The following is a 21174-nucleotide window of genomic DNA, read 5'->3' on the forward strand; positions in this document are numbered from 1 at the left end:
TTGAGAGAACGATGCTGAAGGAACTAGGCAAATTACTCGTGTAACTTCGGGATAAGCGAGACCCACATTTGGGCAACCATTTGTGGGTGGCACAGACCAGGGGGTAGCGACTGTTTAGTAAAAACACAGGACTCTGCGAAGTCGAAAGACGACGTATAGGGTCTGACGCCTGCCCGGTGCCGGAAGGTTAAGAGGAGGTGTGAGAGCACTGAATTGAAGCCCCGGTAAACGGCGGCCGTAACTATAACGGTCCTAAGGTAGCGAAATTCCTTGTCGGGTAAGTTCCGACCTGCACGAATGGCGTAACGACTTCCCCGCTGTCTCCAGCATCGGCTCAGCGAAATTGAATTCCCCGTGAAGATGCGGGGTATCCGCGGTCAGACGGAAAGACCCTATGAACCTTTACTGTAGCTTTACAGTGGCATCAGAGACATTCTGTGTAGGATAGGTGGGAGGCTTTGAAGCAGGGGCGCCAGTTCTTGTGGAGCCATCCTTGAAATACCACCCTGAATTTTTCTGATGTCTAACCGCGGCCAGTAAGCCTGGTCCGGGACCCTGTATGGTGGGCAGTTTGACTGGGGCGGTCGCCTCCCAAAGTGTAACGGAGGCGCGCGATGGTGGGCTCAGGCCGGTCGGAAACCGGCTGTTGAGTGCAATGGCATAAGCCCGCCTGACTGCGAGAGTGACAGCTCGAGCAGAGACGAAAGTCGGCCATAGTGATCCGGTGGTCCCGCGTGGAAGGGCCATCGCTCAACGGATAAAAGGTACTCTAGGGATAACAGGCTGATCTCCCCCAAGAGTCCACATCGACGGGGAGGTTTGGCACCTCGATGTCGGCTCATCACATCCTGGGGCTGGAGCAGGTCCCAAGGGTTCGGCTGTTCGCCGATTAAAGTGGTACGTGAGCTGGGTTTAGAACGTCGTGAGACAGTTCGGTCCCTATCTGCCGTGGATGTTGGAGATTTGAGAGGATTTGTCCCTAGTACGAGAGGACCGGGATGAACATACCTCTGGTGCACCGGTTGTCGCGCCAGCGGCACAGCCGGGTAGCTAAGTATGGACGGGATAACCGCTGAAAGCATCTAAGCGGGAAACCCACCTCAAAACTAGATCTCCCTGAGGGTCGTGGTAGACCACCACGTTAATAGGCCAGATGTGAAAGCGTGGTAACACGTGCAGCTAACTGGTCCTAATCACCCAATAGGCTCACTCTCACACTATCCTTACGGATAGCCCGTGCACAGAAATCATCCATAACCACGTCACACACAAAACACCAAAACGCACCAACCGCATCCACACACCCTTACAGGGTAGTCTGGATGACCTGGTGGCCATGGCGGGGAGAGTTCCACCCGATCCCATCCCGAACTCGGCCGTGAAAACCCCCAGCGCCTATGATACTGCGGCTTAAGCCGCGGGAAAGTCGGTCGCCGCCAGGTCTTCCAGTCTACCCTCACAAAACTAAGCCAAAACAAAATCAGCACTCTCTCAACCGCGGGGTGGAGCAGCCCGGTAGCTCGTCAGGCTCATAACCTGAAGGCCGCAGGTTCAAATCCTGCCCCCGCAACCACTGATACCGACACTCCCGTGAGCAACGCTCCGGGAGTGTTTCTTTTTTCAGCCTTTCCAATGGCTTGTCGCTCGATCCAATTTAGGATCGTCCCCAGTTCTCCATACAGCATCGCGTCGATCTCGCCCCGGTTCGGGTCAGGCGTACGGATGATCGCCTCGATTAGCGAACGGATGACCTCGGCCGCCTCCTGACGCTTCTCGTCAAGTTCGGAATGCAGCATATCGTGCTGGCGCGCGAGCTGTCGGTGGTAGAACTCCGCCATCTGGGGGTGGAGCAGGGGGGGGCGCTTCAGCGGTCGCGAGGAACTCCTTGAGTTCCGCCTTGCGGGCTTCGAGATTCGATCCGCGTTCTTTGACGGTTTCGATCGAGATCGCTTCTGAAAGATAGAGTGTTGATTTTCACTGAGAACTGACCCGGGTAGGGCGGAAATTTTCATCGAGATTTGGGTTCTTCCGCACTTTTCGTGATGATGTTTTTTGATTATGCGGGCTGAAGGACACGCGCCCTGAGGAGTTCGAAGCCTGCTCTTCCGAACATGGTTCGCTTGATCATTTTCAGTCGGCTGATCTGTCCTTCAACCGGGCTGGTTGTCCAAGGTGTGACAAGAGACGCTTCAATGGCAGCCGCATCCCGTTCAAGCGCGGGAATCAGACGTGACAGCAGCGTCGTCTTTCCTTCTTCCAGCAGAGCCTTCAGATCGCCTCCCGTGCAGGTGTCACCCCTTTTACAGAGCAGGGTCTGCATTTTCCTGAGCCAGCAGAGTGTGACGGCAAGGTGCGGTTCAGCTTCCAGAAGGGCAGGAACCAGCAGTCCCTCCTGTCCGGCAGATAACGGATCCTCTGCGAGGAGAAGCCGCGCAAGTCTGCGTCCCCGAGGTGCAACGACATGCGCGGAAGGAACGGGTTTCGCGGAACATCCCTGTCGCGTCGCCACCCATTTCCAGACGGTGCCATATTGTCCTGCAAAGCCCTGCTCCAGGAGTTCCCGCCATAGCTGACGACTATTGCGACATCCTTCGGACCATCTCTTTTCCAGGTGGGCTGCGTAAGGCACGAGTATGCTGCGTAGCGGAACCGTCCTTTTCCATGGTGGTGCATGGCCCCGCTGAAACCAGCGCCGCACGGTTTTTCTCTCTACCCCGATCGTTGTGGCGATAGCCTGAATGCTGTGTCCCTCTGCTTTCAGGGCAAGAGCTTCCTTGAAAAGAATATCACGTCGTTCCCCAGAGGCTGACCTGACGACCGCCTGCGCCTCTTCTGGATGCGCTCTGATTGTTTCAGATATTTTGCTTACTGCCGTTGATACGTTCAGCTGTCGTGTCAGGGTCCTCACTGTTGTCGTAAAACGGTCCAGAATGCTGACAAAAGCGTCTGACAGGTTCTTCAGCAGATGCCAGCGGTCTGTCACCTGAAGAGCGGATGGTGCGCCTCTGCGGCATCCGTCTGCATAAGCACCGGCACGGTCTCTGGCAATGATTTCAATACCGGGATGGACCTGCAGCCATCGGGCAAGGGTATCAGCGTCCCGATCTGGCAGGAGGTCAATGACATCATTTTTCTCAAGATCAACCACAATCGTTCCATAGTGATGTCCCCGCCGCCATGCCCAGTCATCCACCCCCACCACACGTGTACGGGCCATGCCTTTTGTGGTGTTCTGCGCACGTGAGAGAAGACGGCGGACAAGAGTATCGGCGCTGATGGGGCAACACAGGCGCACGGTCATTCGTGCTCCAGCGGAACCGCCCAGGGTATGGGCGATATAATAATGAAGATCGGCAAGACGTGTGGTCTGTCTGCCATGACGCACGGTTATCCCCTCAAGGGGCATGACAAACGTCCGACGTGGACAAAGCATCGTCTGGCAGAAAAAGCGCGGCACAGAAACGATCAGCGTGGCTGGACGGCCCTGCCATGGAAGATCCGCGAGTTTTCTCTGATAGAAACTGTGAATGCGTCGTGTCGGGCACTGACAGTCCGGACACACTGCACTCCGCTTTCGCAGACTGACTTCGATCTCCACTCTGTTGTCCAGTGCAACAACACGACGAACGACGAGGGAACGGGGAAGATCAAGAGACCGAAGGCGTGACACTGGGGAATATCCATGAAAGTGAACGACTTTCTGGATTTCCCAGTTCCGGAACCTAAGTACAAGATACCCATCACGAAAAGTGCGGAAGAACCCAGTTCTCAGTGAAAATCAACACCTACGCAGCAGGCTGTGCGGATAGCCCTGTTTCTGCTCCCTGCTGTTTTTCTGCCGTTTCTTTGTCAGGGGGCAACATCTGTGTTCTGTCATCGGTTGGCATTTGATGTTGTCAGGGATTTGCGGAAGGCTATTTTAAGTCTTACGCAAAAACTTCCTGCTGATTATGCAGCCAGTCACCGGGCAATGTTAAAAAAACTGGCCCTTGATGACAGTGCCGAATTTGAGGCGGTTATTGCGCACACTTTCCCTGATGCAATTATCAGTCTTGTCACTGTACTGGTAAGCCTGCTTTTTCTGCTGGTTATTTCTCCGGTTATGGCTGTGGCCAGCGTTGGATTGCTGCCCGTGGCCGTATGGGCATGGCGACAGATTGGGCGTGTTGCTTCCGGCAATGGTCGTGCGTGGCATCAGGCTGATGTTAAAATCAACCAGAACATCATGGCCTGTCTGGAAGGGCTGACGACACTCAAGGTTTTTAACAGCCCACCAAGCTCTCTGCCTCCTCTAAAAGACGCATTGCAGGATGTGGCGCATCTGGCGTGCGATATGACCCGCCGCTCCAGATGGAGCTATGTCATGGTGTTCCTATGTGTTGGCACAAACCTGTTTCTGGTGCTGCCATGCGCGATCATCCTGCACATTGCGCATGATCTTGCTTTGCCTGATTGCCTGTTTTCCATTCTGCTTGGAATGGGGCTGATGACGCCACTTCAGCGGCTCATGTTTGTTTCAGGCACGCTTCCACGCCTGCGTGCGACAATTGCGCGCTTGAACGTGCTTCAGGCAGAAAATACAGCACAGCCCGTTGCACGGTTCCTACCCGTGACAGTTCAAACCGATAAACATGACTACGATGTTGTGTTTGAAAATATCAGCCTTGAACGTTCCGGGAATGAGAACGTGCTGACGTCTTTCTCGCTAACATGCCCTGCAGGGCAGGTAACGGGTCTTGTTGGCCCCAGTGGGGCAGGAAAAAGCACGCTTTTACAGCTTGTCGCAGGTAATATTAAGCCCACATCCGGCCGTGTTTTGATCGGTGGTCATGATCTTGAAGCACTTTCACAGCAAGAGATTGGACTACTTATTTGCCCGGTATTCCAGAATCCTGTTCTTTTAGGTCATTCCCTTGCGGATAATCTGCTTCTGTACCGCCCCGATCTTGCCGAAAATGAAATTATTGATGTTCTGGCCGAATGTGATCTTGCCGGGTGTGTCAAACGCTTTGGGCTGCACGGCCCGATTGGACGGAACGGAGCCCGCCTTTCGGGGGGTGAGCGCCAAAGGCTGGCTATTGCGCGCGCACTTGTCAGTCAAGCGCCTGTTATTCTTCTTGACGAACCAACGGCTTTTGTTGACCCGGAGCGCGAGTTCCATATTCAAACGGCTCTGGCGCGTGCGCTGGAGGGCCGCACTATTCTTATTGTTGCGCACAGGCTTGCCACTGTGCGCGAGGCCGCGCAGGTCGCGGTTATGGAGCATGGGCACCTGACTGCCTTGGGGCGGCATGAAGACCTTATGGAAAAATCTGCACTTTATGGAACCTATGCCCGTCACCAGTTTGGCGATGGAGCCATGCCATGAGGGGGTATTACAAAGCTCTGCTGCACACCCTTGTGGCAGACCCGGCGTTGCGTACTGGGTTTGTGTATGGGGTGGCGTCCTCTCTGACGGAAGCCGCAGGCTACATCCTGTTGCTGCTCAGTGTGCAATGGATGGCAGACGGGCGTGGCAGTATGACATTCGCCCTGCTTATCCTGCTCGGTCTGGCTGTGGCGTTTGGCTTGCAGGCGCTATTTCGCGCCCAGGGGTTGGTGCAGGACTTTACCGGAACGTATCGTGCCATGTCACAGATCAGGCTGTGCCTGCTTGATCATCTGATGGCGCTCCCGGCCCAGCGGCAGTTGCCAGATGAGCGCGCCAGACTGCTGGACCTCATGACAAGTCGTTTTGCTGCCGTGCAGGATATTTTTACCCATCTGTGGGGCATTGTTATTCCTGGTATGGCTTTACCCGTTCTGCTCCTTGCCCTGATCGGGGTCCTCTCATTTTCTGCTGCGGCTGTTCTGGCGCTTAGCCTGCCGGCGGTTGCTGGCATGATGCTGCTGGCATTCCGCCTGCTGGATAAAGCCGATGCAGGCCTGGCCTTTGCGCAGGAAGCTTATGCCCAGGCGACACTGACGCTTTTGGAAGGTGCCGGTGAGATCCGTTTTTTTGACCCGCAGGGGCAGATTTTCTCTCGTGCGCAAGCGGCAACTGATAACCTGAAAACAGCCCAGATGGCGCTTGAGGTGGCGCCTGCGCCTGCCATTATGGGGTATGCCCTTGCTGCGCAGACCGGAATGGCCCTTGCCATTGGCGTGCTGGTCATGAGTTTTCAACAAAAGAGTCTTTCCGCAGGTGCGGTGTTTGCGGTCATTATACTGACCTACCGCTTTGCCCGCTGCGTTGTTGAATTGGCAGGCCAGATTGCAGGGCTACGTTTTGCGAGGAATACTCTCCGCCGCATGAGCCTGATTATGGTGCAACCCGGCATGGCCCAGACTCAAAAAGTCGCGGAGCCGGAGGGGTATTGCCTGCATTTTCCAAACGCTTCGGTTCTTTTTGATGCAGATAACCCCTCAGCTGGTGGCCTTGCCCCGATTGAAGGAACAATCCGCCAAGGCACAAAAATTGCACTTGTTGGTATTTCGGGTTCTGGCAAAACCACACTCGCACATCTGGCTCTTCGCCTGCAGGACGTTGGTGCAGGAGCCATTACAATAGGTGGTGCGGACTTGCGGAGCATGGACCGCAATATGCTTGCCCGGAGCATTACGCTGGTGCCACAGGACGTGCACCTTTTTGAAGGAACAATAGCCGATAATATCCGCCTTGGTTGCCCCGCGGCCTCAGAGGCCGCTGTGCTGGCGGCTATGAAACAAGCACATGCCCATGAGTTCATTCAGCGCCTGCCGCATGGCCTGAACACAGAAATCCGGGCAGTGGCAACAGCACTTTCTGGCGGAGAGAAGCAGCGTCTCGCCATAGCACGTGCACTACTTATGAACGCACCTTTGCTGGTGATGGACGAAGCAACCTCGCAGCTCGACACAATGAGCGAAACTGCCATCCGCAACACCCTGCAGCACATAGGGGGGGATCGCACATTGCTCACAATTGCGCACCGCCTGTGGATTGCACAGGACGCCGACGAAATCTGGGTGATGGAGAACGGCCACATCGTAGAGCGTGGCACGCACAAAACCCTCATGTCTTTCAACAGCACCTATGCCCGGCTCTGGCACGCACAACAGCGCCCCCGGTCATGGGTTGCCCCCAATGCCCCACTGAACTGACCCTTACTCTCTTTGGAAAACAGGATATGTCTTACTCGATCAGTCACACATCAGCGCGGTGGCATCAGAAGCTTTATAAAGGCCTTATGGCTGGCGGGGTTCTTGTGACCTGTTCTGCGCATGCAGAAACAATAGTGGCCAAAAACAACACAAGTGCGCCAAAAGCTGCAAAGGAACATCTGGAGGTCGTGGGTGTCCGCCAGCCTCGGCGGTTGGACCAGACGGGCACAAGCGGGCAGTTTGTAACGGGCACACAACTCCGCCAGAAACAGGTGAGGGACACGAATGATCTGGCCCGCGTGTTACCGGGTGTGCAGATTCAAAGCTCGGGGAGCTTTCTTTTCCCCGCCATTACAGTGCGGGGTATTACCTCGGCACAGGACCTCTATCATCCAGCCACAACGTTTTATGTGGATGATGTTCCCGTGCTTCCCATTAACGCCATGCAGTCTCTTATTGGTATTGAGAGCGTGCAGCTGCTGCGCGGACCACAGGCGGCCCTGTATGGCCAGAGTGCTGAAGGCGGTGTGATTGATATTGCAACACGCCAGCCCGGCCCGCGTGCCCATGCCTCGTTCGAGGCCGGGGCAGAAAGCCGTTATGGCTACCATGTAACCGGCACGGCAGATGGTAGCCTGATAAAAGACTGGTTATACGGCTCCATTGCCCTGACATCTCAGGAGCAGCAGGGCAATGTGAGCAATCCGTCCACGGGTTCCAGGCGCCTTGGTGGTTTTGAAAGCCGTGGAGGGCGCGCCACGTTGCGGCTTGCACCAACCGATCAGCCCTGGGAGCTTGCCTTTGCTGTTGATGGTTCCTGTAGTTACGGGAGCCAGGATGTTTATGTGGGCTTCAACCATTTGCAGGATCGTAAAGTGGCAAGCGTTGTGCCGGGCACTCCCGACCCGCGCCTGAGCCGGTGCGGGCATGATGAATCCCTGCACGGCACCTATCATTTTGATGGGTGGAAACTCAGCGCCATAGCCTCATGGCAAGACAGTGATATTGCGCGTTCGTTCCCATACTATTCGTATATTTCCACCCAGCCGGAGCAGTGGAGTGCCAATACGCAGGAGCTGCGTTTGAGCACTGAAGGTAAACATCGTTTTTTTGATGTTGTAACGGGGTTTTATCACCAGACAACATATCAGGACCGCACAAGCCAGACAGCGGCTTATGTTCCAAGTTACATGCCCTATCCGCTGACCGCATCGCATAACCGTGCGGAAACAGTAGCTCTTTATGGCAATGTTTACTGGCATATTCTGAAAAATCTGGATCTGGGGCTAGGTGGTCGTCTCTCGCGCGATATGTCCAGCATAGCGTTCAATTCGACCTATGGCGGGCAAACGCTTTATGCGGGCAATAAAAGCCGTGATCAGAACATGAGTCTTGGTAATGTTTCGCTTGATTATGAAGCTTTGCCGGGCTGGCATCTTCATGGTCGGGTCAGTCAGGGCTACAAGCCTGCGGGGTTTAATTACGCCCCAACCAGCATTGCAGATGCAACATCCTACAATCCGGAACGGGAGCTGAGTTACGAAATAGGGACGGTGTACCGTCATAAACAATTCTTTGTAAGGGCCGGGTATTTTTATAATCACCTGCAGAATGAGCAGGTCTATGTTGGTCCGGCAGGCTACCAGACAATTGCCAGTGCGGCACGCGCACATGCAAGTGGCGTGGAAGGCGAGGTGCAGTGGGAGTTTAAACCCGGTTGGATTATTGGGGCAGATGGCAATAGAACACTCTCAAAGTTCGATAGTTTTAATGATGGCGCAGGCAATAACTATGCCGGCCTGCGTATGCCTTACGTTCCGGAGTTTATGGCTGCGGGGCATCTTGCAACCCGGTTTCAAACAGGTTTTGGGCGTATTGAACCCGGCTTGAACCTGCGTGTAACCGGTCCGCAGTATTTTGATATTGCCAACCAGCTAAAACAACCCACCTACACACAGCTAGACCTGAGAACGACTTGGTCTTTTGGGAACCGTTACGAGGTAATGGTTTACGCCAATAACGTAACCGACAAACTGTATCGCACCTATGCCTTTACAGGGCCTGCGGGGAATGTGGCGCAGATCAGTTTTGGCAGAACTGTCGGTTTCAACCTTAAGGTCGCCATTGGAGACAACTCCAAATAATGAGAGCCGCCGATACCAAAAATGGTTTAGCCCCTTTGTTCAATATTGGGGCTCTTCCCTCCATCTGGGGCATTTACATAGCGCAAGGTGTATTGGGCGGGCTTACGTTTGTCGGTTTACCAACCATTCTGTGCAACCAGCATGTCTCGTTAGGGAAAATAGGTCTGCTCTCATTGGTTATGCTGATCTGGGCTATAAAATTCCTGTGGGCGCAGCCTGTTGAGAGGCTGCGCATTGCCCCAACTGGTCGCAGGCACTCACGCAAGATCATTCTGGTGGGGGAGGGTGTTACGGCTGGGTTATTATGTGTGATTGCATTTTGGCCCCCTTGGTTATTTTCCGGCCTGCTAATGCTTCTTTTGTGTGCGGCCGTTTCCGCAACAATCGTGGATATTGCCTGCGATGCATTCCTTATTGAACAGATCCCGGAAAACGAGAGGGGAAAAGGCAATATGGCGCAGGTGGGCGGTGCCTATATTGGCCTGGTATTGGGTGGAAGTGTTTTTGTAAGCCTATATGGTGCCTTGGGGTGGCAGATTGGCTGCTTTGTTATGGCTTTTACTGTTTTAAGCCTTACAGCTCCAATGTTCTTTTATAACCATGAAAACAGAGAGGTTTTTCTGGTCAGACCTCAAGAGTTACGCCCCGGCCTTTTGAATGCGCTCAGAAGGGGAGAAATATGGTGTGGCATTGTTCTGACCATGACGTATGAAATGAGTGGTCGGTTAGTGCAGGGTTTGACTGGTCCTTTTTTGATTGATCAGGGTATTCCGCTCAATACTGTTGGAGTTTTTAATGGTATGGGTGGTATTGTTGCAGGTCTATGCGGCACAGTTATTGGCGGTATTGTGGTGCGCAAAGCCGGTGCAAAAAATGGCATGTATCTTATTGCCATCTGTCAGGCCGCTTTGCTTGCTGTGATTTTTTTCTCGATTAAGCTTCAGTTCCTGCACATATCCATTCTGTTCGCCCTCTTTGTGTGTGAGGCAGCCCTTATGGCGGCCAGTTTTGTTGCCAGTTATTCTCGACTAATGGCGTTTACGGCTCCTCATCAACCCGGAATAGATTTTACACTATTTCAAAGTGCAAGCGCTATTGCGGCAGCCTCTCTTGGAGCGACTGGTGCCTTTGTGGCTGGCAGGACAGGATACGAGACAGTTTTTCTAATTTCGGTTGTGTTATCTCTAGTGGCACTGTGTCTCATTCCTTTTATAAATTCTTTTCAGAAGAAATGTTTCTAACAGTATTTATAGCATAATTTTGGGAAATAGTATTTAATGGTGTTTAATATATATTTTAAATCCGGATTATTTGTTCAAATAATAAGATATTTATTTCCGAAGCAGGCATAAGAATTTTTGGCCATTGTATTGGGAACGATAAGGATCATGAAGGAGACGCCTAATTGCGACATATTCTCATTTGCGCGGAGCGCGTTTATCCATAGTGCTCTGGTGCTCCTGAAAGCATGGATATGAACAGTTTCCAGATAAAATAAGTGTATACAGCTTTATATGGACCATGCCTGTTAGGGGCATAGTCTCACTAAAGGCTATTGCAGAACACCTACAGAATTCCATTCAGAATACGGGGATTATCTGGCAGGGCGATACCTTTTTGTCTGCGGGAATACCGCCGGGTTCCTTCTATCTGGTATCACAATCACAAGAAATATGAATAAATTGTAATATATTGTCACTTTGGGTGAGGGCGGGAGTCTGCTAGACGCGCTGCTTATGAGAATGACTCGCATTAACCTCTTTGGTAGGACCTTGATGTGACACTCCGTCCCGTAACATCTTTCCGCGTAACCGCTCTTTTGGCCTCGACATTCCTCTCTCTGGGGGGAGCATTGTCTGCACAGGCAGCAGACGCGGCGTATAATAAGAATAACAAGACAACTTCAGACGAAGTGTTGGAAAAAAAAGCGGACGCCCCTAAAACCCCAGCGGTAAAGGCGAATAAAAATCAGAAGACCATCGTCAATGTCGCTTCCAAGGCGGACGAGAGTATTCTGGTTAAGGCCCACAGGTGGGACCGCGGCAGTTACACGGCATCGGAAACAAGCGCATCAACCGGTTTGCCGCTAAGCCTGCGAGAAACACCACAGACTGTGACTGTCATGACCCGGCAGGTCATGGATGATCAGCAGATCAATAGCCTTGATGATGTTCTGAACACGACCCCCGGTGTTACCTCTTACGCCAACGATAACGCCGGTCGCACAACCTACCGCGCCCGTGGCTTTGATATTACCAACTACAAGATTGATGGCATGCAGATTGATGCCTCAACCAGCTTTGGTGGTGTGGGTTCGTCCATGAACATGGACCTGTACGACAACGTGCAGATTGTCCGTGGGGCCAATGGTCTGCTGGGCGGGACGGGGGATCCATCCGCAACAATTTACCTGCAACGCAAGGCACCGCAGCGCGAATTTTCCGCCAACGGCCTGTTAAGGCTGGGGAACTGGAACGAGCACCGCGTTATGGCGGACCTGAATGCGCCATTAAACCACTCGGGCACCATCCGTAGCCGGTATGTTTTTTCGTGGGATGATACGGATACTTTTCGTGTGCGTGAACACGTTAACCGTATTGGTGCGCTGGCAAACTTTACGGCGGACATATCCTCGCGCGATACCCTTAATTTTGGCTTTCAGTATGAACGAACTCAAAATGATGGCGCATCCTGGGGGACAAACGTGCCAATCTGGTATGCTGATGGGACAAAAACAAACCTCTCCCGTAGCACAAACCCTGCGGCAGACTGGAGCCAGGCCACCCGCGACCAGTACACCGCTTTTATTAACTATGATCATGATTTCTCGGCCGGTTGGCACCTGAAGGCTGGATACATGCGTACGCAGGGGAGTTCCTATAACAACCTTGGCGTTGCAAAAATTAACAATGCAACACGGAAAACCTATGGTGGTTTCTGGAATCAGGACGGCACAGGCGCTTATCTGAATGCTCTTCATGCCGAGTATGAAGATGCACGCGACAATGCTGATGTGCATGTCTCTGGCCCGGTGCATTTTCTGGGGCATGAGCACCAGCTTGTGTTCGGCTTTAACGGTTATAATGACGAGCTGACGCAATATACATTCAGCAATGCCTTGGGGAACTGCTCCATTGCCGGGGTTACACCGTATTCAGGGTGCCAGTACCGCGCGACCGGGTTGCCCATTGCGAACTGGCAGACATGGGATGGCTCTTACCCCAACTTTGTAACGCATCGCACCCACGCGCGTGAGGTTGATGTTACGCGCAATTATGGTGCCTATACATCCGGGCGTTTTGTTCTGGCCAAGGGGCTGTCGCTTATTCTGGGTGGGCGTATCAGCAGTTATCAGGCTTATACGGGCACTTATAACAAGGCAAACCAGTATTCCGGTTCTTCCAGCACAGGGCAGCAGAATGCAGTGCTAACGCCTTATGCTGGTATGGTTTATGATTTTACCAAAACCATGTCGATTTATGGAAGCTACACAAACGTTTATACGCCTCAGTCAAACCTGCGGGATTCTGATAACAAACCTCTCAACCCGGTTATGGGCAAGAGCTATGAAACGGGTTTGAAAGGGGCATTCTTCAAACAGCGCCTGAATACATCTTTGGCTTTTTATCTTAACCGGCAGAGCAACGTAGCACAGGCAACTGGTGCCACAAACGTTACCACGGGTGAGGCCATTTACGATTCAGTCAACGGTGTAAAAACGGAAGGGATCGACTTTGATGCCTCCGGCGAGCTGCTGCCCGGCTGGAATGTCTTTTTTGGGTATAGCTATCTTTACGAAAAAGGCCTGAGCTATCGTCAGGACCCGCATCACCTTGTGCGTTTGACAACGAGCTACACATTCCCCGGCAAACTGCATCATCTTACCATTGGTGGGGGTGTATCCAGCCAGTCCAGCACGGAATGGACAACCAACCCGGGGCGTCCTCTTGGGGGTGGCAAGTATGATGCATCCAACCTCCGGGTTAAAGGGTATACGCTTATCAATATCATGGCCCGCTACCGTGTTGCGAATTGGCTTGATATTGCAGGCAACATTACAAATCTTACCGATCGCACCTATGTCCGGCAGGCAGGGTTTTACGATGGCATGATTTATGGTGAACCCCGTACGTTCAGCTTTACTCTACGCGGTCATTACTAAGCCTGAATGCAGGTATTGACCCAGCCAGTGTGCGATGTGCGCTGGCTGGGGCATTCTCAGTTTTGAACCTGCAATGCCCGCATGCGTGGCAACACCAGAGTTCGGGAGCGAGGGGTGCCAGACCTTGTGACCGCTAAAAAAATGGACAAATGTTTTTTGTGCCATGCAAGCCGGACGAGAAAGCCCCATAATACCGGATGAAGTTTGCACCGTCGGCTTTGGAGTGGGAGAAGGCGTATTGCCACACGTTGTGGCCTACAGAACAGACTTGATATTTTGGCCAAAAATCTGAAATAATGCGGCCTGATCAAGCCTGAAGGCAGTCCATTGGGTGGTTTTGTAAAAAATGGACTGGATTATAGCGTCATGAAACGAACTGCCGATTTCCCGCGGCATCCGCCTCCCGTTGTCGGGTTTTCCGATTGTTATACAGGTGGGTTTGTGGATGCGTTCCATGCCCATGAACGGGGGCAGCTCTCGGTTTTTCTGGCCGGGAGCGTAACCGTTAATACACGTAATGAGAGCTTTGTGCTTGGGCCGGGGCAGGCAATCTGGCTACCGGCCAATGTTGTGCATCAGGCAACATGCCGGACCGATCTGGCTTTTCAGGTTGTATATGTCGCGCCCAGCCTGATCGGGGCGGATACGTTGCCATGCAAGATGTTCGATGCCTCCTCGCTCGTGCGCGGGCTGGTGGACGAAATTGTTGCCATGACATTTAATTTTGACATGGATGAACGCATGTCAGCCATTGCCCGGCTGTTAGTGGATGAAGTTGCCCGCGCGCCGCGTATTGCAGACAGGTTTCTTTTTCCATCAGACCCCCGTCTGCGCCGTGTTTGCGAAGCCATTACCGCCCAGCCGGGGGATTGCCGCGATATTGATTACTGGGCGCGGGAAGCCGGCATGGCGCGGCGCACGTTTACCCGGCTTTTCCAGCAGGAAATGGGTATGGGTTTTGCTGCATGGCGGCGCAGGGTCCGGGTAGTGGAGGCAGCCTCCCGGCTTGCTACAGGGCAATCCATTGCGGAGGTCGCGTTTGACCTTGGTTATGATAATGCCGGTAGCTTCAGCACCATGTTTCATCGCACATTTGGCGTAGCTCCCAGCACATTGCGGGTTAATTCCCTGCCGACGCCTCGCTCGTAAAAGCGAGCGCTCTACGCACTCCTGCGCCCATTGTGGCGCTGCGCTTTTTCCCTTCCCACCACAATAAATCATATCCGTGCGTCATGCCGGGCCTGCTTGCCGGGTATCGGGCAAGCGGGTTTTGGCGTTCAGGCGGAATAGTGTCGCGTTTGGGCCAATGGCACGGGGTGCTGCTTGCTGACTTTTATGAATATGGATAGGAGCGCAATTTAGTCTCATTATTAATAAGAATGCCGACAGCTGCCCTCTGTAAGGAGAAGCCGGTAACGAAACGAGTTGGGTATGAAGCGCAGCAAACTTTTTTATACGGTTTTTATCTCGTTTGCTCTGAGTGACGCCGCGTTCGCAGCAGAGCAGGATGCGCAGACGGATAATCGCCCGCAGTCACAAACCGCCACACCTGCACACACCGCAACCAAGCCAGCCAAAGCCCGCATTGCGCAGGATGAACTGGTGGAGGTCCGTGGCCACGGCCGGTCTTCCGTCATGGCGTCTTCTGCAACCAAAACAAACACACCTCTGGTTGAAACCGCACAATCCGTGACCGTGATCACGCGGGATGAAATGGATACACGCGGTGTTTTAACGCTCAATCAGGCGGTGCGTTATGCTGCGGGGATAACGGCTGATACCCGTGGCGGGGAGGGCACGCGGTATGATCTGTTTGACCTGCGCGGCTTTACCGTCCCCACGTTTTTGGACGGGCTGAAACTGCAGGACAGCCCAATGGGTTTTGCAATTGCCCAGACCGATACATCGCGGCTGGAGCGGGTGGAACTGCTTAAAGGCCCGGCTTCTGCACTGTATGGCCAGTCCAGCCCCGGGGGGCTTACGGCATTGTCCAGCAAGCTGCCAACGGACCAGAAGTTTTACGGTAGTGTTAATACAACAGGGGGTATGTTCGACCTTTACCGTGTTGATGCCGATGTCGGCGGGTTTGCAACGGATGATGGTCTTGTGCGCTACCGGTTGTATGGCACGGTCAATGGACAGCATACCCAACTCGCCAGAACGGGGAGCAGGCGCTTTAGCATCAGCCCGGCCTTTACGTTTGGGGGGGATGGGCCAACAACCCTGACCCTGCTGGGGAATTACCAGTATGACCCCGAAAATGGATCCTATGGCGGCGCACCTCTTGTAGGGTCGCTCAAGCGCGGCACATTTGGCTATCTCCCCCGCAATTTTTATGATGGGGACGCAGCTTTTGAAAAATACAACCGCAGGCAGGGTGGGATTACCTATATCCTGAACCATCGGTTTAATGAGGACTGGAGCTTTAGCACGCGCGGCCGTTACGATGATATTATGACAACGTATCGCAGTGTGCTCAATTCAGGCGATTACGATAGTGCTGACATGACAAGTGGCACCATGCTTGGCCGTTCCTCCTACGGCGCGCATGAGCACAACCGGAATCTGGCATTTGACAGCCAGTTCAAGGGGAATGTTCATACTGGCGCATTGCGGCATACGCTGATGGTTGGCCTGGATTATATGCAGCAGAAATCCCTGGATAATGAAAGTTCGGGCACTGCACCGGACATGGATGTGCTGCACCCTGATTATAATATGGCCATCCCCGACATGAGTCCCTCCGTCGGGTACCGGGTGGATTCACAGCAGATTGGTGTTTACGCGCAGGACGAAATCCGTTGGCGCCGTTTTATTCTAACCGGCAGCCTGCGGAATGACTGGTTCCATGCCCACCGGATTACCTATATTACGCCTGCGGATGACAGGCAGAGCTCCAGCCAGATTACGTGGCGTGCTTCTGGCCTTTATCATTTCGACTTCGGGCTTTCTCCCTATATCAGCTACTCCACCTCCTTTCAGCCGCAGGTGGGGAATGTTGCAACATCTGTCAGCGGGGTGACGCGTCAGGCGTCTCCCTCCATAGGCAAGCAGCTGGAGGGCGGGTTAAAATACCAGCTTCCCGGCAGTTCTCTTTTGCTAAGCGTTGCAGGGTTCCATATTGAGCAGAGCAATGTCCTTGTCGCCATTCCTCCAGCCATGGAGAGCTACACCCAGAGCGGACTGGTGCATTCGGATGGTTTTGAATTTGAAGCTCACGCAGAACCCTTCCGTAATCTGATGCTGACTGCAGCGGTCAGTGTTCAAAAAATCAAGGATGATTCAACCGGTAAGCCTTTAACCCAGTCTTCCAGAGGGAATGCCTCGCTGTTTGCATTCTACACCATGCCTTCGGGCCGGTTGAAAGGGTTCGGCTTTGGTGGCGGGATGCGCTACACGGCCAAAACATATGGCGGTGAACTGGAAAATGGGAGTGTATGGCTGCCACAATACGCCCTGTTTGATGCGGCCGTGTCGTATGACCTGTCCAATGCTTCCCCCTCTCTGCATGGGTGGAAGATCTCGGCCAATGTCCGCAACCTGTTTGACAAGAACTATATTGGCAACTGCTATGCCGATGGTGGTGTTGGTGGCTATTGCTTCTTTGGGGAGCGCCGCAACGCACAGGCCAGCATAGGGTATAGCTGGTAAAATCCAGCCTGTGGGGCCGCCTCTTTGCTGCCCCGTAGGCTACGGGTGATCTGCCTGGCTACGGTTGTTCAGCCCCGCGCTGTGGGGCAGGGCGTGTGAGGTTAGTATGCGTTTGTTGCGGCCTCATGCTCAATGGCGCAGGTTGCGGCATCGGGCGTGCCGGGGTGGGTTTGCAACTGCTCCAGCTCGTTACGGATTGCTGCGACCTGTTGTGTAAACCACGGTTGTGCCTGCAATGCGGCAAACATGGTGCTCCCGTTTATGTAGCCGGCCTGCACATCGCTTTTCCAGTGCACGCCGCAAACAATGCGGCTTTCTCCAAAAACCCGGCCACGCTGCATAATCTGGCTGGCGCGCTCAGGCAGGGCGCTTGCCAGAATGGAGGCCACCATCCACCCCCATGTTGTATGGCCGGAGGGATAGGCAAAGCTGCTGGTCAGTCTTGTTCGCGCATCGGGGGTGCAGATATCCTGCGTGGTGCCAACAAATGGCCGTGTCCTGTGCCAGAAGTTTTTTTCTTCGGTAACGCGTTGTTCAAGTGGTTTGGCCAGTGCGTTCAATAGGGTTAGCAGGGCTGGCAGCCTGTCGGGGATAAGCGCAAACCCTGCAGCACAGGAAAAATCGCGTATGATGTGTTGCGGGCTCAGGTCGGCATCATCATGAGCCAGTTGCCAGCGCGGACTGCCCCGGAGTGCGCGTGTGGCTTCAAAAGCCTGCCTGTCTGCTTCCTGCGCCAGTGAGCCCGCAGTGGGTGGTGGGGGCAGCACGGCCCGTCCGTCCGGTAGCGGGGCGGGCTGTGCCCACGATATTTGCACCAACCCTCCGTGCAGGAGCGCACAGGCTGTTACAGTGCAAAGGGCAAAAGCACGCAGGCGCATGGGGCAGGCCTTTTGTTGGCATGGGCAGAAATACTTCCAATACGCCAAACAGCACCGGGCAAAGTGTGATGATTTGATGATGAATAACCGGGCAGGGATGATCAGGCAGTCAGGTGTCGGGGGTTTGATTTTGCGCCTGATCGGTTATGCTTTTACCCAAGCTGATGCGCTGGTGTGCGTGCCTGCGTCTGCCGCTGGTTTGGCCCCTAAGGATTCCTCGGATGAAAATCGCTCTAGGACAATTTGCCGTTGCACCGGAATGGCGCGTCAATCTTGATCAATGCGTATCCCTGATCGAGCGGGCTGCGGCGGAAGGGGCCGGGCTGCTTATTCTGCCAGAGAGTATTATCGCGGCAGATATGCACGACCCCGGCATTACCGTACGCACGGCGCAAATGCTGGATGGGCCATTTGTCAGCGGGCTGGTTAACGCGCTGGCTGGTAAGGCGCTGAGCGTTATCTGCTGCATTGCCACCCCCGCCGTACCTGCGCTGACCCATAACTGCCAGATTGTGCTTGATGCGACCGGGGTGGTGGCCTGTTACCGCAAGCTGCACTTGTATGATGCCTTTAACATGAAGGAATCAAACGACTATGTGCCCGGCACGGAACTCCCCCCCATTGTGCAGGTGGGGGATATACGTGTGGGGTTGATGACCTGTTACGATGTGCGCTTCCCCGAGGTCGCGCGCTCCCTTGTGGTGCGTGGTGCGGACCTGCTGAGCGTGCCAGCCGCATGGGTGCGCGGCCCCGGCAAGGAATGGCACTGGGAGGTTATGGTAACGGCCCGTGCGCTGGAGAACACCTGCTACGTGGCCGCCGTGGGCGAGTGCGGCCCCCGCAACATAGGGTGCAGCATGCTGGTGGACCCCATGGGGGTTGCCGTGGTCCGCGCGGGGAGTGGCCCGGACCTGCTCTTTGCCACTGTGGACAAGGAGCGTATGCGCGCAACCCGTGAGGTTCTGCCCGTGCTGGCCAACCGCCGGTTCAAGGACCCGGAACTCAGGGCACCACAGGAGTAAGGTAATCCCCTATGCACAGCAGGCACCCAGTGGAAGAAGCAGGCCGGGAGGCAGATAACGGGTTTGTGCATGTGCGTGGGGCGCGTGAACATAACCTGAAAAATGTTAGCCTGAGTATCCCGCGGGACAGTCTGGTTGTGTTTACGGGGCTTTCGGGTTCGGGCAAGTCCTCGCTGGCATTTGGCACGTTGTATGCAGAGGCCCAGCGCCGTTATCTGGAATCTGTCTCGCCCTATGCCCGGCGGCTGTTCCAGCAGATGCCCGTTCCCGATGTGGACGGGGTGGATGGGCTTCCCCCGGCCATAGCACTCCAGCAACAGCGCGGAGGGAGTTCGGGCCGTTCGTCCGTGGGCAGTATTACAACACTCTCCAACCTGCTGCGCATGCTGTACTCGCGTGCGGGGGATTATCCTCCGGGGTTGGCTCGGCTGGAGGCGGAATCCTTCTCCCCCAATACGCCTATGGGGGCCTGCAAACGCTGCCACGGGCTGGGCCGTATTCATGATGTTACGGAGGAGAGCATGGTGCCAGACCCATCGCGCACACTCCGTGAGCGGGCTGTGGCATCGTGGCCGAGTGCATGGCAGGGGCAGAACCTGCGGGATATTCTGATCACCAGAGGTGTGGATGTTGATATTCCCTGGCGCGACCTGCCCAAAAAAACGCGCGAGTGGATACTTTTTACCGATGAGACCCCAACACATCCGGTCTATCCCGGCCTCACCCACGCGCAGGTGGTGCAGGCCATGGCGCAGGGCGTGGAGCCAGCATACCAAGGTACATTTACGGGGGCGCGGCGATATATTCTGCAAACATTTGCCAAATCGCAAAGTGCCATGATGCGCCGCCGGGTCGAGGCATTCATGACCACTACACTCTGCCCATCCTGCCACGGCCAACGGCTTAATGCCGATGCCCTGCGTGTAACATTTGGCGGGCACACAATAGCTGCCATGACCGCCTTGCCGCTGGAAACAATAGCCGCAACGCTCCGCACGACTATTGGCGCAAAGCCCGCAGCAGATGCAACGGCCATTGCCGCGGAGCGGATTGTGCAGGACATGGCCGCCCGGATTGGTGTGCTCGAAGAGCTGGGGCTCGGCTACCTGCAAATGGATCGGGGTGTGCAGACTCTCTCGCCCGGGGAATACCAGCGCCTGCGGCTTGGCACGCAGATTCATTCCAACCTGTTTGGAGTGGTCTATGTGCTGGATGAACCATCAGCCGGGTTGCATCCGGCGGATACACAGGCCCTGCTTACCGCACTGGAGCGCTTGCGCCGCGCAGGGAACTCGCTTTTTCTGGTTGAGCATAATCTGGATATTATCCGCCATGCGCAATGGGTGGTGGATGTAGGGCCGCAGGCGGGCACACGGGGGGGAGAGATACTGTATTCCGGCCCCCTTGCCGGGTTGGAAGATATTGCTGCGTCCCACACCCGCCATTACGTGTTTGCCCCCTCCGCCCAAGTGGCCTACACGCCCAGAACGCCACAGGCGTGGCTGCGGCTGGATGGTATGACGTGGAATAATCTGGATAATCTTTCCGCGGCTTTTCCTCTTGGCACGCTGGTTGCGGTTACGGGGGTGTCGGGTTCGGGTAAATCCTCTCTGGTCAGTCAGGTGTTAACCAGCATTGTAGCCCGCGCGCTGGGGCAAACCCCGGTGGTGGAGGAGGAAGAGGACCCCATTGTGGCTTCTAACCCCATGGGGGAGCCGCAGGGCCATATTGTGGAGGGGCTGGAGCATATCAGGCGTCTGGTGGTCATTGACCAAAAACCCATAGGGCGCACGCCCCGCTCCAACCTTGCGACCTATACGGGTCTGTTTGACATGATCCGTAAACTCTATGCCAGAACGGAGCTGGCACAAAAGCGGGGGTATGATGCGGGGTACTTCTCCTTCAACCTGCCCAAGGGGCGTTGCCCAACCTGTGAAGGGGCCGGGGCAACCATGGTGGAGCTGCTGTTTCTGCCCAGTGTGTACGCGCCATGCCCCACATGCCATGGAGCGCGTTACAAACCGCAGGTGCTTGAGGTTACTTACCGTGGCCGTTCCATTGCCGACCTTCTGGCCATGACGGTGGATGAAGCCTGCCTGTTCCTGGCCGAAGATGCGGGTCCGGCACAGATTTGGTTCTTCCGCACTTTTCGTGATGGGTATCTTGTACTTAGGTTCCGGAACTGGGAAATCCAG

Annotated in this window: 10 protein-coding genes, 1 tRNA gene, 2 rRNA genes and 2 pseudogenes (1 of these 15 running past the window's edge); 12 read left to right on the forward strand and 3 right to left on the reverse strand. The window is 54.6% G+C overall.

Features of this window, described 5'->3' with window-relative positions; translation table 11 throughout:
* The 3 genes from LKE65_RS08735 to LKE65_RS08745 form a co-directional block, all read left to right on the forward strand.
* Positions 1 to 1214, forward strand: a 23S ribosomal RNA gene (locus LKE65_RS08735) (it extends 1527 nt beyond the left edge of the window).
* 112 nt (positions 1215 to 1326) lie between these two features.
* Positions 1327 to 1442 (forward strand): 5S ribosomal RNA (gene rrf, locus LKE65_RS08740).
* Between the two features lie 54 nt (positions 1443 to 1496).
* Positions 1497 to 1573 (forward strand) — tRNA-Met (locus LKE65_RS08745).
* Here LKE65_RS08745 and LKE65_RS08750 read toward each other — a convergent pair.
* Both LKE65_RS08750 and LKE65_RS08755 read right to left on the reverse strand, forming a co-directional pair.
* Positions 1530 to 1965 (reverse strand): annotated as a pseudogene (locus LKE65_RS08750) (recombinase family protein); the annotation flags it as partial. The gene LKE65_RS08745 and the pseudogene LKE65_RS08750 overlap by 44 nt on opposite strands.
* Positions 1966 to 2056: 91 nt before the next feature.
* Entirely contained in the window at positions 2057 to 3670 is a 1614-nt protein-coding gene (locus LKE65_RS08755; RefSeq protein ID WP_075624942.1) for an ISL3 family transposase, read from the reverse strand.
* A 129-nt stretch (positions 3671 to 3799) separates the two neighbouring features.
* Here LKE65_RS08755 and LKE65_RS08760 point away from each other — a divergent pair, with 129 nt between their 5' ends.
* The 7 genes from LKE65_RS08760 (at position 3800) to LKE65_RS08790 (ending at position 17079) form a co-directional block, all read left to right on the forward strand.
* The gene (locus LKE65_RS08760) at positions 3800 to 5368 is read left to right on the forward strand and encodes an ABC transporter ATP-binding protein (RefSeq protein ID WP_278741018.1); all 1569 of its coding nucleotides are present in this window, start codon (positions 3800 to 3802) and stop codon (positions 5366 to 5368) included.
* Entirely contained in the window at positions 5365 to 7122 is a 1758-nt protein-coding gene (locus LKE65_RS08765) for an ABC transporter ATP-binding protein (protein ID WP_278741019.1), read from the forward strand. The genes LKE65_RS08760 and LKE65_RS08765 overlap by 4 nt, the downstream gene beginning before the upstream one ends.
* A 134-nt stretch (positions 7123 to 7256) precedes the next feature.
* Positions 7257 to 9266 carry a TonB-dependent receptor gene (locus tag LKE65_RS08770; RefSeq protein ID WP_278741020.1) on the forward strand — a complete coding sequence of 670 codons (2010 nt, stop codon included), beginning with the start codon at positions 7257 to 7259 and terminating at the stop codon, positions 9264 to 9266.
* Entirely contained in the window at positions 9266 to 10507 is a 1242-nt protein-coding gene (locus LKE65_RS08775) for an MFS transporter (RefSeq protein WP_278741022.1), read from the forward strand. The genes LKE65_RS08770 and LKE65_RS08775 overlap by 1 nt, the downstream gene beginning before the upstream one ends.
* Before the next feature lie 536 nt (positions 10508 to 11043).
* Positions 11044 to 13428 carry a TonB-dependent siderophore receptor gene (locus tag LKE65_RS08780; RefSeq protein WP_264802378.1) on the forward strand — a complete coding sequence of 795 codons (2385 nt, stop codon included), beginning with the start codon at positions 11044 to 11046 and terminating at the stop codon, positions 13426 to 13428.
* A gap of 366 nt (positions 13429 to 13794) precedes the next feature.
* Positions 13795 to 14577, forward strand: a complete 783-nt coding sequence (locus LKE65_RS08785; protein ID WP_086646422.1) for an AraC family transcriptional regulator — start codon at positions 13795 to 13797, stop codon at positions 14575 to 14577.
* A 282-nt stretch (positions 14578 to 14859) separates the two neighbouring features.
* Positions 14860 to 17079: a TonB-dependent siderophore receptor gene (locus LKE65_RS08790; protein WP_278741023.1), complete on the forward strand. Its 2220-nt coding sequence runs from the start codon at positions 14860 to 14862 to the stop codon at positions 17077 to 17079.
* 101 nt (positions 17080 to 17180) lie between these two features.
* On the opposite strand, the gene LKE65_RS08795 is transcribed toward LKE65_RS08790, so the two are convergent.
* The gene (locus LKE65_RS08795) at positions 17181 to 17957 is read right to left on the reverse strand and encodes an acid phosphatase (RefSeq protein WP_253530135.1); all 777 of its coding nucleotides are present in this window, start codon (positions 17955 to 17957) and stop codon (positions 17181 to 17183) included.
* Between the two features lie 221 nt (positions 17958 to 18178).
* On the opposite strand from LKE65_RS08795, the gene LKE65_RS08800 reads away from it, so the two are divergent.
* Both LKE65_RS08800 and LKE65_RS13560 read left to right on the forward strand, forming a co-directional pair.
* Entirely contained in the window at positions 18179 to 18979 is an 801-nt protein-coding gene (locus LKE65_RS08800) for a deaminated glutathione amidase (RefSeq protein ID WP_278741026.1), read from the forward strand.
* 11 nt (positions 18980 to 18990) lie between these two features.
* Positions 18991 to 21144 (forward strand): annotated as a pseudogene (locus LKE65_RS13560) (excinuclease ABC subunit A); the annotation flags it as partial.
* Positions 21145 to 21174 lie beyond the last annotated feature (30 nt).

The sequence above is a fragment of the Acetobacter fabarum genome (assembly GCF_022483405.1).
In the GTDB taxonomy this organism is placed as follows: domain Bacteria; phylum Pseudomonadota; class Alphaproteobacteria; order Acetobacterales; family Acetobacteraceae; genus Acetobacter; species Acetobacter fabarum.